The sequence below is a fragment of the Streptomyces sp. NPDC006332 genome, assembly GCF_040612855.1.
In the GTDB taxonomy this organism is placed as follows: Bacteria; Actinomycetota; Actinomycetes; order Streptomycetales; family Streptomycetaceae; genus Streptomyces.
This window is the reverse complement of record NZ_JBEXRA010000099.1, coordinates 1-16,413: the sequence shown is the minus strand read 5'-3', so window position 1 is coordinate 16,413 and position 16,413 is coordinate 1. Positions and strand designations below refer to the sequence as shown.

Sequence of the window (16,413 nt, the reverse complement as noted above, 5' to 3'; positions counted from 1 at the left end):
TCATGCGCCGCATCATCCCCACCCGCCTCTTCGACCAGCAACTGCGCAAACTCAACCACCTCCCCGCCGCCTAACCCCCACACAACACAACAACCACCACGAGACGACAGCTACAGGAAAGCGAAGCTTGCCATGAGCACGTATCTGGCAGATGCGGCCGAGGATCTCACCGTCGAGGGCCCCTCCGCGAGGTTCACTTATCGGCGCCTCGGTCCGACCACAGGCACTCCGTTGGTTCTGCTGAACCGGGTCCGCGGCACCCTCGACTGGTGGGATCCGGAGTTTCTGGACCACCTGGCCGCCGATCACGACGTGATCGTGTTCGACAACGTCGGCACGGGCTACACCACCGGCACTCCGCGTGACTCCGTCGAGGGACTCGCTGACGGCGCCGTCGAGTTCATCGAGGCTCTCGGCCTGCCGCGGGTGGACCTGCTCGGCTGGACGCTGGGTGGCACCGTCGCCCAGCACATCACCCGCACCCGGCCTGACCTGGTACGCAGGCTGGTCGTGGCCGCCGCTGGTCCCGGCGGCACGGTCCCCGGTGCACCCGAGCCGGACCCGAGGGTGCGGGCCACCATGACCAAGCCCGAGGTCACCGGGGACGACCTGGTGTTCCTGTTCTTCCCGGAGACGGACACCGGTCGCGCCGCCGGTTACGAGCACCTGGCCAGGGTGGCCACGCGGCTGGCCACCGGACCCCCCGAGGTGTCCGAGGCGGCGGCCATGGGACAGATCGCCGCCATCGGAAAGGACGCGGCGATTCCCTTCGAGCAGGTGCGGGCGGACCTGGCGAGCATCCGGCAACCCGTCCTGTACGCGACCGGCATGCAGGACGTGATGATCCCGGCCCTGGCGGCCTACACCGCCGTACAGCACCTGCCCAATGCGACTCTCGTCGCCTACAACGGGGCCGGCCATGCCTTCCTCTTTCAGTACGCCAAGGATTTCGCCGCCCAGGTGACGGCCTTCCTCGCCGACTGACCTCGAACCGAAGTCCGACACCACGGACGTCGTTACGCCTCCCAGGCCATGAGCAATGTCTCGGCCTGCATCCCTGGATGATCATCCGTGAGCGGCGGCGCCGCCGGGAGCCACCAGGACACCGCCGTCAAACCGTGAAACCGAGGAGTTCCATCGTGGAGTTGGCCAGCGATCCGGCGCGCCGGGAGGTCACGCCGCTGGAGTTGTTCTTCGACCTGGTCTACGTCTTCGCGATCGGGCAGTTGTCGCATCAGTTGCTGGCGCACCCGACGTGGACCGGCGCGGCCCAGACCCTTGTGCTCTATCTCGCGGTCTACGCCGCGTGGGCCTACACCACTTGGGCGGTCACCCTCGTCCCGGCCGAGGATCCACGGACCCGGCGGATGCTGCTGGCGGTGATGCTCGTCGGGCTGTTCATGAACGCCGCGATCCCACGAGCGTTCGGTGACGCCGGGTGGGTCTTCGTCGTGACGTTCCTGCTGATTCACCTCGGCCGTACGGTCTGGCTGCTCAGGGTGGGCCTCGATGAGGTCAACCAGGAGCATTTCCGCCGCGTTCTGGTCTGGTTCGTCGCGGCCGCACCCCTGTGGCTGACCGGCGCGGCGGTCGGTGGCGGCGCACGGCTGGCGTGGTGGGCCGCGGCGACTCTGGTCGAGTTGGCGGGTACCGGGACGGCGCATGCCCTGCCTGGCCGCAGGCTGGAGTCCCGGCAGGTCGGTTTCGCCGGCGGGCACCTGTTGGAACGCGGCCGCCTGTTCATGATCATCGCGTTGGGCGAAACGGTCATGACCACTGGCAACTCACTTACTGCGGCGCCGTACGAGCCGATGACCCTCCTGACCGCCGGCGTGGCCCTCACTGGCACGATCGCGTTGTTCTGGTTGTTCTTCAGTCGCTCCGAGCGTGTCGTGCGCCACTACGAGCGGACCGAGGACCCGATGCGGGCCGGGCGCAGCGGCGTCATCAGCCTCATGGTCTCCGTCGCCGGGCTGATCGTCGTCGCCGTGGCTGACGAACGCGTCATCGCGCACCCCTCGGAGCACGCCGGCGTCGCCACGAACCTGATGCTCTTCGGCGGGCCTGCCCTCTTCATCGCCACGCAGACCTGGCACGGGGCGACCTTGTTCGACGACTTGGACCGGTCACGGCTGGTCGCACTGTCCGCTCTGGTCGTCGCAGGCATGCTCACGCCGACGGCCCCGGCTTACCTGGCGGCAATCATCGCCGCCGCGATCGTCATCGCGCTGACGGCGTTCGAGGAACGCCGTCCGAACGGTGAGGCGTATGCGAAACCGGCCCCCTCAGGCGGCCCAGACCACTGACCCGATCACCTGCCACCCGGCACACGCGGCCCCTCCACCGGTCGTCACGGAACATCGGCAGGCCGCTCGGTGAGATCAGAGCGTCCTCCCCTCCACCCCAATACCAACCAGGAGATTCCATGGGCCTGTCCACCAGCACCCTTCTCACCACCGGAACCGACCGGGGCCTTGGCCGGACACTCGCTGTCGAGCCGTTCAGCCGTGACACCACCATCCACGCCGGTGCCCGCAACCCCGACCATCTGGTGTCCGGGCACGGGTTGACCGGCGCGCGGGAGCGGGTGGCCGTTTCAGGAGGCGGAGCGCCATGACGGAGGCCGGCGTATTGATCTGCGATCCCCAGGAATTGATGCGGGTCGGCCTGCGTGGGGTGGTCGACAGCCAGGCGGACCTCACCGTCATCGGCGAGGCCGCGGACGGTGAGGCGGCCGTGGCGCAGGCACTCACGCTGTGCCCGGACCTCGTGCTGATGGAAGCGCGACTGCCGCGCCTGGACGGCATATCGGCCACCGCGCGACTGCGCGCCGAACTGCCCGAGACGCATGTGCTGATCCTCACCTCCTGTGACCGCGACGAGTACGCCTACGCGGCGCTGCGCGCCGGAGCCAGCGGTTTCCTCGTCAAGAACACGTCGGCCGCCGAGATGCTCGTCGCCCTCCGCGGCGTACTGCGCGGCGACACGATGATCGCCCCGTCGGTGGCACGGCGGCTCATCGACCGGTACGTCACCGGCGCCGTCGCTCCGCTCGCCGACACACGGCTCGACACACTGACCGACCGTGAGCGGGAGGTGCTGTGTCTGGTCGGTCGTGGGCTGAACAACGTGGAGATCGCCGAGAAGCTGTTCCTCGGCGAGACCACGATCAAAACCCACGTGGCCCGGATCCTCGCCAAACTGCACATCCGTGATCGCATACAAGCGGTCGTCCTGGCCTACGAGTGCGGACTGGTTCGTCCTGGTGGATGAACCGGTCGGACGCTGGGGAGGACGCCCGACGACACAGCCGGTACCTAGGTTCGAGGTATGTCGATCATGCGGGAGTTCCTTCGCCGCCCTCGTCTCACCGGCGCCGTCGCTCCCAGTTCCCCCACCCTCGCTCGGGCCATGACCTCCGGGCTCGGCCTGGACCGCGCCGAAGTCGTCGTGGAGCTGGGGCCCGGCACCGGTGCGATCACCGAGGTGATCGTGAGGCAACTGGCTCCTGGGGCCCGGCTGGTGGCAGTCGAACTGAACCCGGTGTTCGCCGGCCGGCTCGCACACCGATACCAGGGCAGCGCCGTCGAGGTGGTCCAGGGCTCCGCCGAGGACCTGGCGACGCTCGTCCCCTATCCGGTCGACGTCATCGTGCCCGGTCTGCCGTGGACCGTCATGCCACACGAGCGGCAGCGCCGGATCCTCGACGCGGCGGCCGACGCACTCGGCCCGAGCGGCCGGTTCAGCACCTTCGCGTACATGCACGCGGCGTGGACACCGCCGGCCCGACGGTTCGCCGCCGAGCTGGCCGCCCGGTTCTCCATCGTCCAGCGCAGCCGGGTGGTCTGGCCGAACGTCCCGCCGGCGTACGTACACCTCGCTTCCCTGCCCAGCCTGACAAGGCCGCCGGAGACAGCTTCCGGGAACACCTTGACACCGTCCACCTGATCGCCGGCAGCGGTATCGGCCGCGCCTACCTCTTGTCACACACGAAGAAATTCACAATTCAGGAAGTCGATTCTAGGGGCGGCTGACGTACACCGACCTGGAACAGACCGTCTTCCCTTTACCAATTCGACCCCTCAGTACTTTCAGAACTTCAGCACTGGAGCACACCATGGCGCAGCACAACATGTTCACCGTCGAGACCGTTGGGCCGAAGATCCGCAAGGTCACCTTCTCGAATCCGCCGGTGAACGTCGTCGGCGCGGACACCGTCACTCAACTGGTCGACGTCGTCGATGAGCTGAGCCGTGACGAGCAGGTTCAGGTCGTCATTTTCGACAGCGCAACGCCCGGATACTTCTTCAACCACGCCGATCTCGGCCAGGTGCCCGAACTCCTGGCGCTCAACAGCGCCGACGGAACCCCCACATGGGTCGACCTCGTCACCAGCCTGACCAATGCGCCGTTCATCAGCATCGCCTCCATCCGCGGGCGCACGCGGGGCGGCGGCGACGAGATCACCCTGGCCTTCGACCTGCGCTACGCCAGCCGTGAGGAAGCGTTCTTCTGCCAGCCCGAGGTCGGGATCGGCATCGTCCCCGGTGGCGGCGGCAGCGACCGTCTGGCCCGGCTGCTGGGACGCGACCGCGCGCTCGAAGCGATCCTCACCAGCCAGGACTTCGACGCCGATACGGCCGAGCGGTACGGGTGGGTGACCCGGACCGTCGCCGACGCCGAATTCGACGACCTCGTGAGCGGCGTGGCCGCGCGCATCGCCTCGTTCGACAAGCAGTCCGTACTGGCCGCCAAGACACAGATCAACCGGTCCACCCTGCCGCCGGTAGCCGATCTGCGCGCCTCGTGGGCGGAGTTCGCGGAATCGGTCAACTGGCCGGGATTCCAGGCACGGGTCCCGCAACTCGGAAAGGCAATCGCCGAGATCGGCCTTGAGGAGATCGAACGGAACCTGGGCCACTACGCCGGCCTCATCAACGAACAGGAATAAGCGCCGTTCCGACGAGAAGCACGTCATCACCCCCGGCAAAAACCGAACTGAAAAGACATCGACACCATGGCTGACATACAGACGAATCAGCCGCCCGAGGCGGCGCAGGCTGGAATCACGAAGTGGCGACGCATCGTCGCGGAGCTGGACTGGGACCGGCTCCCCGAGCTGCTCGCGGAAAACGTCACCTACCGCTCCCCTGCGGCTTTCGAGCCGTACCAGGGCAAAGACACCATGGTCGCGATCCTGCGCGTCGTGTTCGGCATCATGGAGGATTTCACCTACCTGCGGCACTTCAGCAGCGGAACCGGCTTCGTCCTGGAGTTCAGCACCCGCGTAGGCAATGAGCGCCTGTCCGGCGCCGACTTCGTCGAGTTCGACGAGGACGGCAAGATCACTGATTTCATGGTGATGATGCGCCCGGCTGGCGCGGTCGAGCTCCTGTCGTCGGAAGCGGCCCGGCGCCTCGCCGCCGGCTGACTGCGGCCAGGGCCGCACAGGCCGCCGCCTGTTCTCCGTCAGGGCTGCGTGCACGGTGGCCGGTTCGGTCAGTGTCGCGCGGCGGCCGACACCGACCGCCGGGCCGGGCCTCGACTCGCCCCGGGGCCGCAACCGATACCGGCCCGATGCCGCAGACGCACAGGCGTTCTGCGGTGCGTCCGGGAACCGACTTCCCCACGTCCTCGCTGAACGAGGAAGGATCTCCATGACCACGGACCGCGTCCGCCGCAGCCGCTCGGCCGGGACTGGCCCGGAAACGGCCGCACGCCGGAGAGAAACGCTGACGCTGGTGGCGATGTGTCTGGGCGTGATGATGACGTTCCTGCTCGTCACCGCCACGATCTCGGCGCTCTCTGCGATCCGTGACGACCTGCATGTCAGCCCGAGCGCGCTCAACTGGATACCGAGCGCGTACACGCTGGTCGTGGCGAGTCTGGTGCTGTCGGCCGGCACGCTGGGCAACCTGTGGGGCCGCAAACGGATGTTCGGCGTCGGCGTCGTCGTCATGATCGGCGGAGGTCTGCTGGCCGCGTCCACCGACACCACGACCATGGTGATCGCCGCACAGCTGGTTTCGGGCGTCGGCGGTGCGCTGATCCTGCCCAACAGCCTGGCAATCCTGGGTGCTACCTTCACCGATCCGCACCGGCGGACCGAAGTGATCACCGTGTGGGCGGCGTCGTCGGGCATCGGTCTGGCCGTAGGGCCGCTGCTCGCCGGCGTACTGCTCGGCCACTTTGGCTGGCAGGCGGTGTTCGTCCCGAACGCCGTCCTCGGAGTGATCACGCTGCTGGTCGCGGTCCCGTTCGCCGCGGAGTCCCTGGCCCCCGGCGGACGCCTCGACATCCCCGGCGCGCTGCTGGGCACCGTCACGATCGCGAGTCTCGTCTACGCGCTCATCCAGGGCGGCCAGGACGGATACACCGTCGCCCCCATCGTCACCGCCGGCATGGTGGCCGCGGTCGGTGCACTGGCGTTCGTCGCCGTCGAGCTGCGGGTCACGGTGCCGATGCTCGACATCCGGCTGTTCGCCTCGCGCTCGTTCAGCGCCGTGATGGTCATCGCCGCGGTGGCGCTGTTCGGCTTCACCGGCGTGGCCGTCCTCGTCGTGATGTTCTACAACAACGTCCAGCACCTGAACGCGCTGGACACCAGCTGGCGGATGCTGCCCCTCTTTGCCGTCTACGTGGTCTCGGCCTACCTCACCGGCCGGGTGATCCGCCGCACCGGTTTCAAAGCACCCCTGACCCTCGGCCTACTGCTCTGCGCGCTCGCTGTCCTCGGGCTGACCACGATCGGTCCGGACACCGCCTACAGCCGGATGTGGCCGCTGTTCGTCCTGTTCGGGGCAGCCTGCGGCCTGGTCGTCGCGCCCAGTACCGCCGCCGCACTGGTCAGCGTGGCTCCCGAGCGTGCGGGCATGGCCTCCGGCGCGGTCAACACGGCCCGGCAGGTCGGCGCGGTCATGGGCACCGCACTGCTCGGCTCCCTGTTCACCAGCCGCGTCGCCGCGGCTCTGCCGCACGAACTCGCCACCCACGGCGTCCCCGCCGCCGCCCGGCCGCCCGTCGAGGCGGCTGTTGCCTCCGGAACCGGGACAAGATCACTGTCCAGCGCGGGGCGCGCGGCCATAGACAGCGCCTTCACTGCCGGAATACACGCCGGACTGGCCGTCACCGCCGCCGTGCTCCTCGCCGCCGCCGTGCTGGCCCTGACCGCCGTACACAACCGTCCCCACCAGAACGGAAGGCACATGCCCACCCCCACAACCATCTCCACGACCTCATGAGCACGGAACCCACGCCCCAGCACCGCTCGTACACCTGGCAGGACCCGCGTCCGATCGTCGAGGCCGTCCAGCGGCTGAGCGGACTGGAGGTGTTGCAGGGGATCGGCAAGGGGACGCTCCCGGCCCCGCCGGCCACAGCAACCCTCGCCATCGAGCTCAGCGAGGTCGAACCGGGCCGCACGGTGTTCGAGCTGACCCCCGAGGGCTGGCACTACAACGCGCTGGGCACTGTCCACGGCGGCATCCTCGCGACCCTGGCCGACAACGCGCTCGGCGCCGCCGTCTACAGCCGCCTCCCAGCCGGAACCGGCTATACGACGCAGGGTGTCAACGTCACCTTCCTGCGCCCGGTCACCGCCGACACCGGCCGTGTCCGCTGCGAAGCCACAGCTGTGCACGTCGGTCGCCGTACCGCGTACGCGACCGCCACGATCACGGACCTCAGCGGCAGGCTGCTCGCCCACGCCACCACCAGCTGCCAGATCTTCCAGGCCGACGCCCAGCAGCCGTCGCGTACCGGTCAGCACGCCGTTCAGGGCACCGGCACGACCGCCTGACCTCCCCCACTCAACGCACCAGGGACTTCTCATGGACCTCTCCACCAGCACTGTCCTCGTCACCGGCGCCAACCGCGGCCTCGGCCGCGCACTCGCCGCCGAACTGCTCAGTCGCGGCGCCACCGTCTACGCCGGCGCCCGCAACCCCGACCAGGTCGACCTGCCGGGCGTCCGGCCGATCGCGCTCGACATCACCGACCCGGCCTCCGTCGCGGCCGCCGCCAAGGCCACGGGTGACGTGACGGTCTTGATCAACAACGCCGGGATAGGCACCGGCACCGACCTCCTCACTGGCGACCTCGACAACGTCCGCCTGGAGATGGACACCCACTACCTCGGCACCCTCTCGGTGGTCCGCGCCTTCGTGCCGCAGATCGCGGCTGGCGGCGGCGGGGTGATCCTGAACATCCTTTCCGCGCTGTCCTGGTACAGCTTCCCGAACACCGGTGCCTACTGCGCCGCCAAGTCCGCGCAGTGGTCGCTCACCAACACACTGCGCGTACAGCTTGCCGACCAGGGCATCCGGGTGGCCGGACTCCATGTCGGCGCCATGGACACCGACATGACCCGCGAGGTCTCCGGGCCCAAAACCGCCCCCGCCGACGTAGCCCGGCTCGCTCTCGACGGCATCGCCGAGGGCGCCTACGAGATCCTCGCGGACGACGTCAGCCGCCAGGTGCAGGCCGGACTGGCCGGAGGCGTCACCGCGCTGTACCCGGAACTGCCCTGACGCCCAGTCATCCGGAGCTGGGTTCCCAGCCCGAATGCCGGTGCTCGACATCCCACGTCCAGCGCGGGCATCCCACCTTCCCCGCCGGTGACTCTCCGGGCACGCCGGCGGGCGCACCACCGACCTTCCACCGAAACTGTCGCCGAACGAAGCGAGTGGGCATGTCTGCTGAACTCCCCGAGCCATACGGGTCTCCACCCGAAGAGCCTGCGTCGGCGCCGACGCGCCGCACGTTCATCGCCACGGCGACCGCGGTAGGCGGTGCCGTCGCGGCGGGCGGCCTGGTCGGAGGAGCATCTTCGGCCGCCGCTGAGGAGGCCGTTGCCGAGGCGCCGAGTGGCCGTGTCTCGCTGACCGTCAATGGCGAGCGGCACACCGCCGTGATCGACAATCGGACCTCGCTGCTCGACCTGCTGCGCGAGCAGCTCGGGCTGACCGGCACGAAGAAGGGCTGCAACGCCGGTGCGTGCGGGGCGTGCACGGTCCACGTCGACGGACGGCGGGTCAACTCCTGTCTGACGCTGGCAGTGCGCCTGGAAGATGCCGAGGTCACCACCGTCGAGGGCCTGGCCGACGGCGACGAACTGCACCCGCTGCAGAGGGCGTTCGTCGAGCAGGACGCCTTCCAGTGCGGGTTCTGCACGCCGGGGCAGCTCATGTCCGGTGTCGGCTGCGTCGAGGAGGGCCACGCCGGTTCGCACGAGGAGATCCGCGAGTGGATGAGCGGCAACATCTGCCGCTGCGGCTGCTACGTGAAGATCGTGCGCGCCATCGAGCAGACCGTGGGAGGGAAGTGAGCCGTGTATCCCTTCTCCTTCACCAAGGTCACTGACACCAGGGGCGCTCTCGCGGCGGGCCGGCGCGGAGGCCGGTACATAGCCGGCGGCACCACGCTGGTCGACCTGATGCGTGAGACCGTCGAACGCCCCGAGACACTCGTCGACATCAGCGCGCTGCCGCTGCGGGACATCACGGTCACCGAACGCGGGGGGCTGCGCATCGGCGCCCTGGTGCGGATGGCGGAGGCCGCCGCCCACCCCAAGGTGCGTGCCCTGTACCCGGTCGTCTCGCAGGCGCTGGAACTGAGCGCGTCGGCGCAGTTGCGCAACATGGCGACCATCGGCGGCAACATCATGCAGCGCACCCGGTGCACGTACTTCCGGGATGTGACGGCCGCCTGCAACAAGCGTGAGCCGGGCTCCGGTTGCGCCGCGCTGGAGGGCTTCAACCGCACCCATGCCATCCTCGGCACGTCGAAGTCCTGTGTGGCCACGCACCCCTCAGACGTGGCCGTCGCCTTCGCCGCGCTCGATGCGAGGGTGCACCTGCTGGGCCCCGAGGGGCGGCGCAGCCTCGCCTTCGCCGACTTCCTCCTCGAGCCCGGCAACACACCGAACCGTGAACAAGCCCTGCATACGGGTGAGTTGATCACGGCTGTGGAGATCCCGGCCCTCCCGCGTCCACTCAGGTCGGGCTACCTGAAGGTGCGCGACCGGCAGTCCTACGAGTTCGCCCTCACCTCCGCGGCAGTCGCCCTGCACATCCGCGGCGGGGTGATCCGGGAGGCGAACGTCGCCGCCGGAGGGGTCGGCACGGTGCCGTGGAAGCTGCCCGTCGTCGAAAGTGCTCTCATCGGCGAACGCCCCTCGGACCGGCTGTGGGCCAAGGCCGCGAAGCACGCGGCGGACGGCGCCCGCCCTCTGGAGCACAACCGCTTCAAGACCGAGCTCCTGAAGCGCACCGTCGAACGCCAGCTGCGCATCGTAGGAGGCAGTAAATGAGCTCCCAGCCGCAGGCAGCCGTCGGAGCACCGCTGTCCCGGGTGGACGGTCGGCTGAAGGTCACCGGGAAGGCGCTCTACGCCGTCGATCACGCCATCGACGGGGCCGTCCACGCGGTCGTCGTGGACAGCAGCATCGGCCTCGGCCACATCACCGGCATCGACACCCGCGCCGCCCTCGCCCACCCCGGAGTCCTGAAGGTGATCAGCCACCTCAACGCTCCCAAGCTGCCCTATCAGCGCAGTCCGCTGCCGACCTCCCCGCAGGGCGAACGGCTGCACGTCTTCCAGGACGACAAGGTCCACTTCCACGGGCAGCCGGTCGCCGTCGTGGTCGCCACCACGCTGGAGGCCGCCCAGCACGGCGCCAGCCTCCTGAAGGTGACCTACGACGCCCAGTCGCCCTCGACCGACATGGCCCACGCCAAGGCCGGCGAACCCTTCGCCTACTCAAGGGGCGACGCCGACAAGGCGCTGGAGGCGGCGGCCGTACGCCTGGAGATGACGTACCACCTCGCCCGCAACAACCACAACGCCATGGAGCCGCACGCCACCACCGCCCGCTGGGACGGCGACAAGCTCACCGTGTGGGACAAGACCCAGTGGGTGTTCGGCACCCAGATCGAACTCGCCACGGTGTTCGGTCTGCCACCGGAGTCGGTACGCGTCATCTCACCGTTCGTCGGTGGCGGCTTCGGCAGCGGACTGCGAGCCTGGCCGCACGTCACCATCGCGGCCCTCGCCGCCCGCGAGACGAAACACCCGGTCAAACTCGCCCTGACCCGCAAGCAGCTGTTCTTCGGGACGGGCTTCCGGCCCACCTACGAGTACGCGGTGCGCCTGGGCAGCGACCGGCGCGGGCGCCTGACCGCGATGTCTCACGACATACGCGCCGAGACGTCGAGCTACGAGACGTTCCTCGAGTCGGTCATGATTCCGGGCCAGATGATGTACAGCATGCCCAACGTCAGCCAGCAGTACCGGACGGTACCGCTGGACGTGCACACCCCGCTGTTCATGCGCGGCCCCGGCTACACCACCGCCTCCTATGCCATCGAGTCGGCGATGGACGAACTCGCCCACAAACTGGCCATCGACCCGATCGAGCTGCGGCGGCGCAACGAACCGACCGAGGACGAGTCGTCAGGGCTGCCGTTCTCCACCCGCAAGCTGCGCGAGTGCTACAGCGTCGGCGCCCGCGAGTTCGGCTGGCACCGCCGCAACCCGAAACCGCGCTCCACCCGCGACGGCGACTGGCTGATCGGCACCGGGATGGCGGCCGGCGTCTACGACACCTCCCGCGCCGATGCCCAGGCGTCGGTCAGGCTCGACGCCGACGGCACCGCCCTGGTGCAGTCCGCGGCCAGCGACATGGGCCCGGGCACCTACACCTCCAACACCCAGCTCGCCGCGGACGCCCTCGGCCTGCCCATGGGCAAGGTGACGTTCCGTCTCGGCGATTCCCTCATGCCGCCCGCCCCACCGCACGGCGGCTCCTGGACCATGGCCAGCGTCGGTTCCGCCGTCCAGGACGGCTGCGACAAACTACGCAAGCAAGCCGTCAAGCTCGCTGTCGAGGACGAGAAGTCGCCGTTGCACGGCGTCGATCCCGACACCGTCGTGGTCCGCGCCGGCCGGCTGCACGTCAACGACCACCCCGCACGCGGCGAGACCTACCAACAGCTCCTGACCCGCAACAACCTCACTCACCTCGACGCGATGGGATCATTCACCCCGCCCACAGGGCCGGAACGGCACTCCCTGTTCGCCTACGGCGCGGTCTTCGCCGAGGTCGCCGTCGATGCCCAGCTGGGTCTGGTCCGGGTGCGGCGGATGCTCGGCGTCTACGACGCGGGCCGCATCATCAGCCCCAAGCTCGCCGACAGCCAGGCCCTGGGCGGCATGGTCGGCGGCATCGGCCAGGCCCTGCTGGAGCACACGGTCACCGACCACCGGGACGGCCGCATCGTCAACGCGAGCCTCGCGGACTACCTCGTCCCCGTCAACGCCGACATCCCCGACCTCAAGGCGATTTACCTCGACGGCGACGACCGCGACGCCGACCCCATCGGCGTCAAGGGTCTCGGGGAGATCGTGCAGGTCGGGGTGGCGCCCGCCCTCGCCAACGCCGTCTTTCACGCCACCGGCCGTCGCATCCGCGAACTGCCCATCACCGCCGAGGCACTGCTCTGAACACGAGGGTGCCCCTCCGACCGTCCGGCGGCAGGTGAGCGGCCTGCCCCCGGACACCAGAGCCGTCGCCACGGCGTCCTTCCCCCCGGGACGTCGAGGCGGCGGCCCGCCCATACCGTCGTCCCATGCTGCCTGACACGGAGACTCGTCCATGCTGAACATCGCGGACACACTGCACGGTTGGTGCCGCCAGGCGCGCCCCTTCGCCCTCGCCACCGTAATCCAGGTCAGCGGCAGCGCACCCCTTTCACCGGGCACCTCGCTCGCGGTCAACGCCGATGGCGAGGCGGTCGGCAGCGTCTCCGGTGGCTGCGTGGAAGGAGCCGTCTACGAACTGTGCACGCAGGTGCTGCAGGACGATGGCCCCCCCGCACGCGCCCGGTTCGGCTACTCCGACGACGACGCCTTCGCCGTCGGCCTGACCTGCGGCGGCGAGATCGACGTCCTGGTCCAACGCGTCGAGCCGACGGACCAGCCCCACCTGACGGCCGCGCTGGACGAGGTGACACACGGCCGCCCCGCCGCCGTGGCCCAGGTGGTCGACGGCCACGAAGACCTCATCGGCCGCACCCTCAGCCTCCTCGGCGACGGCAGCACGTACGACGGCACCCTGGGCAGCGAGAACGAGGACCGGGCGGTCGTGGCGCGGGCCCGCGCACATCTCCGGGCCGGACGCACCGCCGTGGTCGATGCCGGCGGGGACCCCGACACCTGCCCCGCCAAGCTCACGGTCCTCGTCCACGTACAAGCCGCTCCGCCCCGCATGCTGATCTTCGGTGCCGTCGATTTCGCCGCCGCCCTCAGCCAGGCCGCAAGCTTCCTCGGTTACCGCGTCACCGTCTGCGACGCCCGCCCCGTCTTCGCCACCGCCGCCCGCTTCCCGCACGCCGACGAAGTCGTCGTCGACTGGCCCCACCGCTACCTCGCAGCCACCGACGTCGACGCCCGCACCGTCGTCTGCGTCCTCACACACGACCCCAAGTTCGACATCCCCCTGCTCACCCTGGCCCTGAGCCTCCCCGTCGCATACATCGGCGCGATGGGCTCCCGCCGCACCCACGAAGACCGCAACCGGCGACTTCGCGAGACAGGCGTCACCACGGCCCAGCTCACCCGCCTCAACTCCCCGATCGGCCTCGACCTCGGCGCCCACACCCCCGAGGAAACTGCCATCTCCATCACCGCGGAGATCATCGCCCACACGCATCAGGCCACCGGTCTCCCCCTGTCCCACGGCACCGGGCCCATCCACCGGTCCGACTCCACGGGCCCGATCCCAGCACGATCCGCTCGATCCGCTCGATCCGCTGTGTGACGAGCTGTCCGCGCCTGCCGAAGTCTGCCGAACGAAGGACGGCCGGGATCACTGACGGCCGGTGGCGAGACGGATCTGAGCAACTCGGCCGCAGATGAACCGAGTCGGGGATCGCATGGCGCCGCAGTCGGCTACGCCGCCGGCCGCTGCGCCGCCCGGCACGGAGGGCGAGGTGCTCCCGCCGGTGCGATGAAGCAGATGCCAGCAGCGACAGGGACGGCGAGGTGCCGTGAGCCCGCGCCCGTGGCGGTGATTGCCCACCGGCGGGGCACAGCCCCGTGACGCGCCCGTACCCCGCCGGGCTCGGCTCCGGCGGGGTACAGCGGGGTACAGCTGCCGGTTCGCGGTCATGGTGCCTCTCGGCGTCGGTGACCGCCTTGCGGCGGAGGGGCTGTCAGCGGTCGAGGAAGGCGTTCACCTCGGTGCCGAACTTGACGGCGTACTGGAAGAGGAACCCGTGGCCCGAGTCCGGGTAGATGCTCAGCCGGGCGTTGGGGAGGTACTTGGCCATCAGGTGGGAGTTCTTGGGGGGCATCAGGATGTCGCTGTCGCCGTCGGCCACCAGGACGGGCTGGAAGAGGGCGTTCAGGCGAACCAGCTTGGACTTGTCGGGGATGCCCCACTCGGACATCGCGGTCAGCTGGGCGTCACGGGTGGAGAGGGAGGACGGGGCGTCGGGGTCGGTGGTGCGCTGCCCGAGGCGCTGCAGGAACTCGGCGCCTGCGGCCTGGCTGGAGGCGGTGTTCTTGAAGAACAGGAAGAGGAAGTCGGCCGGGCCGGGGTTGTCCGCCAGCGCGCTCGCCAGCACCTTGGGGTCGGACGCCCTCTGGTCGACCCCGCCCTGGGGGGCGGTGCTGGCCAGGACGACGCGGCGGACCTGCCAGGGACGGCGCAGAGCGACCTCCTGGGCGACCTGGCCGCCGAGGGAGAAGCCGAACAGGTCGTAGTGGGGCAGCTTGAGGGCGTCGACGAAGTCGATGGCGTCCAGGCTCATCTGCTGGATGGTGCTGGGAGTGGTGCCGGTGGAGCCGCCAACGCCGACGTTGTCCACGAGGACGACCTCGCGCTTGGCGGCGATGGTGTCGATGAGCTTGGGGTCCCAGTTGTCGAGGGTGCCGCGGTAGTGCTGCAGGAAGACCAGGGGGACGCTGCCGGGGCTGGGGTGACCGAAGCGGCGGTACTGGTAGGTGACGCCGTTGGCTGCCTTGACCCGCAGGTTGGGGGCCGTGCTGGCGCTCTCGGCGTTCCGCGCCTGGATGACCGTGTGGTGTGTGCTGCCTGAGCTGTCGCTCACGGCAGTGGCTGTACTCGGTACCGCGCTGGCGACGGCCGCGACGACCGACATGGTGGCCAGTGCTACGGCGGTGCGCCGGGCGATACGGGTACGTCGATTTGTTGAGGGCATGCCAATTCCTTGAATCGGGGCCGGGGCCTGTCCCTGCCTGGTGAACCTGTTGTGTGTTGCACGTTCGGACGTCTCACGGGCACACGAACTGGGGTGGTCGACCTTCCGGTTCGCATCACGGAACCCGTTTCGAGTGGGCGTCGAACCGGCTGCGGCCCTGCCCCGAGTGCTCCGCGCGAACGGTGAAGCACTCCTGGCCGGCGACCTCAGCTTCGTTCTGGCTCAGTCCTGCGGGAAGCTGGGCAGGATGCCGCCCGCAGGGCCGCGGACCGCGGAGGCTGCCAGTTCCTTCACCCGGTCGGCGGGCACGGAGGGTCCCGGGGTCTCGAAGTACCACCGCATCGCCTCTTCGAGGCTCATTCCCTCGGGCTGTGCCGGCGTGTACGGCTGGCCGTAGAGCGGCGTGTTGGGCGCGCTGCGCCAGCTGTCGGCGAGGGAGCCGATGTCGACCGCGTCGTAGCCGAGGATGTCCAGCAGCTGAGCCACCTGGCTCTTGGCTGCTTCGTCGTCGCCGGCGATGGGCAGGGCGCTGCGGTCGGGCGCACCGGCGGGACGGGCACTGGTGGCAAGACGGCCGAAGTCGATGTTGTTGAACGCCTTCACCACATGGGAGTCGACCAGGTGGCGTTGCACCAGCTCGCTGCTGGTCACGTCGTTGGTGTCAAGCTCGGCGATGTGGCCGTCACGCTCCGGGTAGTAGTTCAGCGTGTCGATCACGGTCTTGCCGGCCAACTCGGCCACGGGGAGCTGGGCGTAGGCACTCAGCGGGATCGTCGCCACCACAAGATCACCGGCCAGTGCCGCTTCGGCGGGAGTGGCCGCGCGGGCGCGGTTGCCGAGCTCTGCCACCAATTCGGTAAGCGTTTCGGGGCCGCGGGAGTTGCTCAGGACGACATTCAGGTCGGCGGCGACGGCGAGGCGGGCCAGCCCGCTGCCGATCATGCCGGTGCCGATGAGTCCGAGGGTCTTGGTCATGTCATGTCTCCAGTTCGGTAGGCCGACGGGCGTGGGATGACCGGCCATCACACCCGGCACCGACCCGTTGTCCCGCGTCGTGGGTGGGGAAGGGCGTTGAGAGGGCGTTGAGTGTCTGGTGGTGGGTGTGTTGTCGAGGGAGGTTAGGCGGCGGGGAGGTGGTTGAGTTTGCGCAGTTGCTGGTCGAAGAGGCGGGTGGGGATGATGCGGCGCATGG

At 69.3% G+C, this 16,413-nt stretch carries 16 protein-coding genes; 14 read left to right on the top strand and 2 right to left on the bottom strand.

Annotated features, from left to right (window positions below):
• The first annotated feature begins 132 nt into the window (after nt 1–132).
• The 14 genes from ABZ027_RS41780 to ABZ027_RS41715 all read left to right on the top strand — a co-directional run bounded on the left by ABZ027_RS41780 (nt 133) and on the right by ABZ027_RS41715 (nt 13,816).
• Entirely contained in the window at nt 133–984 is an 852-nt protein-coding gene (locus ABZ027_RS41780) for an alpha/beta hydrolase (RefSeq protein ID WP_356778096.1), read from the top strand.
• Between the two features lie 155 nt (nt 985–1,139).
• Complete coding sequence (locus ABZ027_RS41775; protein WP_356778094.1) at nt 1,140–2,306, top strand: low temperature requirement protein A; 1,167 nt, start codon at nt 1,140–1,142, stop codon at nt 2,304–2,306.
• 119 nt (nt 2,307–2,425) lie between these two features.
• The gene (locus ABZ027_RS41770; protein WP_356778092.1) at nt 2,426–2,617 is read left to right on the top strand and encodes a hypothetical protein; all 192 of its coding nucleotides are present in this window, start codon (nt 2,426–2,428) and stop codon (nt 2,615–2,617) included.
• The gene (locus tag ABZ027_RS41765) at nt 2,614–3,273 is read left to right on the top strand and encodes a response regulator transcription factor (RefSeq protein WP_356778090.1); all 660 of its coding nucleotides are present in this window, start codon (nt 2,614–2,616) and stop codon (nt 3,271–3,273) included. Before ABZ027_RS41770 ends, ABZ027_RS41765 begins: the two co-directional genes overlap by 4 nt.
• A 66-nt stretch (nt 3,274–3,339) precedes the next feature.
• On the top strand, nt 3,340–3,948 hold the full coding sequence (locus ABZ027_RS41760; protein ID WP_356778088.1) for a methyltransferase domain-containing protein: 609 nt from the start codon (nt 3,340–3,342) through the stop codon (nt 3,946–3,948).
• 169 nt (nt 3,949–4,117) lie between these two features.
• Nucleotides 4,118–4,951, top strand: coding sequence for an enoyl-CoA hydratase/isomerase family protein (locus ABZ027_RS41755; RefSeq protein ID WP_356778086.1), 834 nt, complete (start codon nt 4,118–4,120; stop codon nt 4,949–4,951).
• Nucleotides 4,952–5,017: 66 nt separating this feature from the next.
• The gene (locus tag ABZ027_RS41750) at nt 5,018–5,431 is read left to right on the top strand and encodes a nuclear transport factor 2 family protein (protein ID WP_356778084.1); all 414 of its coding nucleotides are present in this window, start codon (nt 5,018–5,020) and stop codon (nt 5,429–5,431) included.
• Nucleotides 5,432–5,657: 226 nt separating this feature from the next.
• Complete coding sequence (locus ABZ027_RS41745; RefSeq protein WP_356778082.1) at nt 5,658–7,241, top strand: MFS transporter; 1,584 nt, start codon at nt 5,658–5,660, stop codon at nt 7,239–7,241.
• A complete protein-coding gene (locus ABZ027_RS41740) occupies nt 7,238–7,798 on the top strand; it encodes a PaaI family thioesterase (RefSeq protein WP_356778080.1) in 561 nt (186 codons plus the stop codon). The genes ABZ027_RS41745 and ABZ027_RS41740 overlap by 4 nt, the downstream gene beginning before the upstream one ends.
• Nucleotides 7,799–7,829: 31 nt before the next feature.
• Entirely contained in the window at nt 7,830–8,528 is a 699-nt protein-coding gene (locus ABZ027_RS41735; protein ID WP_356778078.1) for an SDR family oxidoreductase, read from the top strand.
• A gap of 161 nt (nt 8,529–8,689) precedes the next feature.
• Nucleotides 8,690–9,325: a (2Fe-2S)-binding protein gene (locus tag ABZ027_RS41730; RefSeq protein WP_356778076.1), complete on the top strand. Its 636-nt coding sequence runs from the start codon at nt 8,690–8,692 to the stop codon at nt 9,323–9,325.
• Nucleotides 9,326–9,328: 3 nt separating this feature from the next.
• Nucleotides 9,329–10,309 (top strand): xanthine dehydrogenase family protein subunit M, encoded by a 981-nt coding sequence (locus tag ABZ027_RS41725; protein WP_356778074.1) that lies wholly within the window; start codon nt 9,329–9,331, stop codon nt 10,307–10,309.
• The gene (locus ABZ027_RS41720) at nt 10,306–12,501 is read left to right on the top strand and encodes a xanthine dehydrogenase family protein molybdopterin-binding subunit (RefSeq protein WP_356778072.1); all 2,196 of its coding nucleotides are present in this window, start codon (nt 10,306–10,308) and stop codon (nt 12,499–12,501) included. Before ABZ027_RS41725 ends, ABZ027_RS41720 begins: the two co-directional genes overlap by 4 nt.
• Before the next feature lie 151 nt (nt 12,502–12,652).
• Nucleotides 12,653–13,816, top strand: a complete 1,164-nt coding sequence (locus tag ABZ027_RS41715; RefSeq protein WP_356778070.1) for an XdhC/CoxI family protein — start codon at nt 12,653–12,655, stop codon at nt 13,814–13,816.
• Between the two features lie 394 nt (nt 13,817–14,210).
• Here ABZ027_RS41715 and ABZ027_RS41710 read toward each other — a convergent pair whose 3' ends face one another.
• The gene (locus ABZ027_RS41710) at nt 14,211–15,221 is read right to left on the bottom strand and encodes an alpha/beta hydrolase (protein ID WP_356778069.1); all 1,011 of its coding nucleotides are present in this window, start codon (nt 15,219–15,221) and stop codon (nt 14,211–14,213) included.
• A 222-nt stretch (nt 15,222–15,443) separates the two neighbouring features.
• Complete coding sequence (locus tag ABZ027_RS41705; protein WP_356778067.1) at nt 15,444–16,196, bottom strand: NAD(P)-binding domain-containing protein; 753 nt, start codon at nt 16,194–16,196, stop codon at nt 15,444–15,446.
• Nucleotides 16,197–16,413 lie beyond the last annotated feature (217 nt).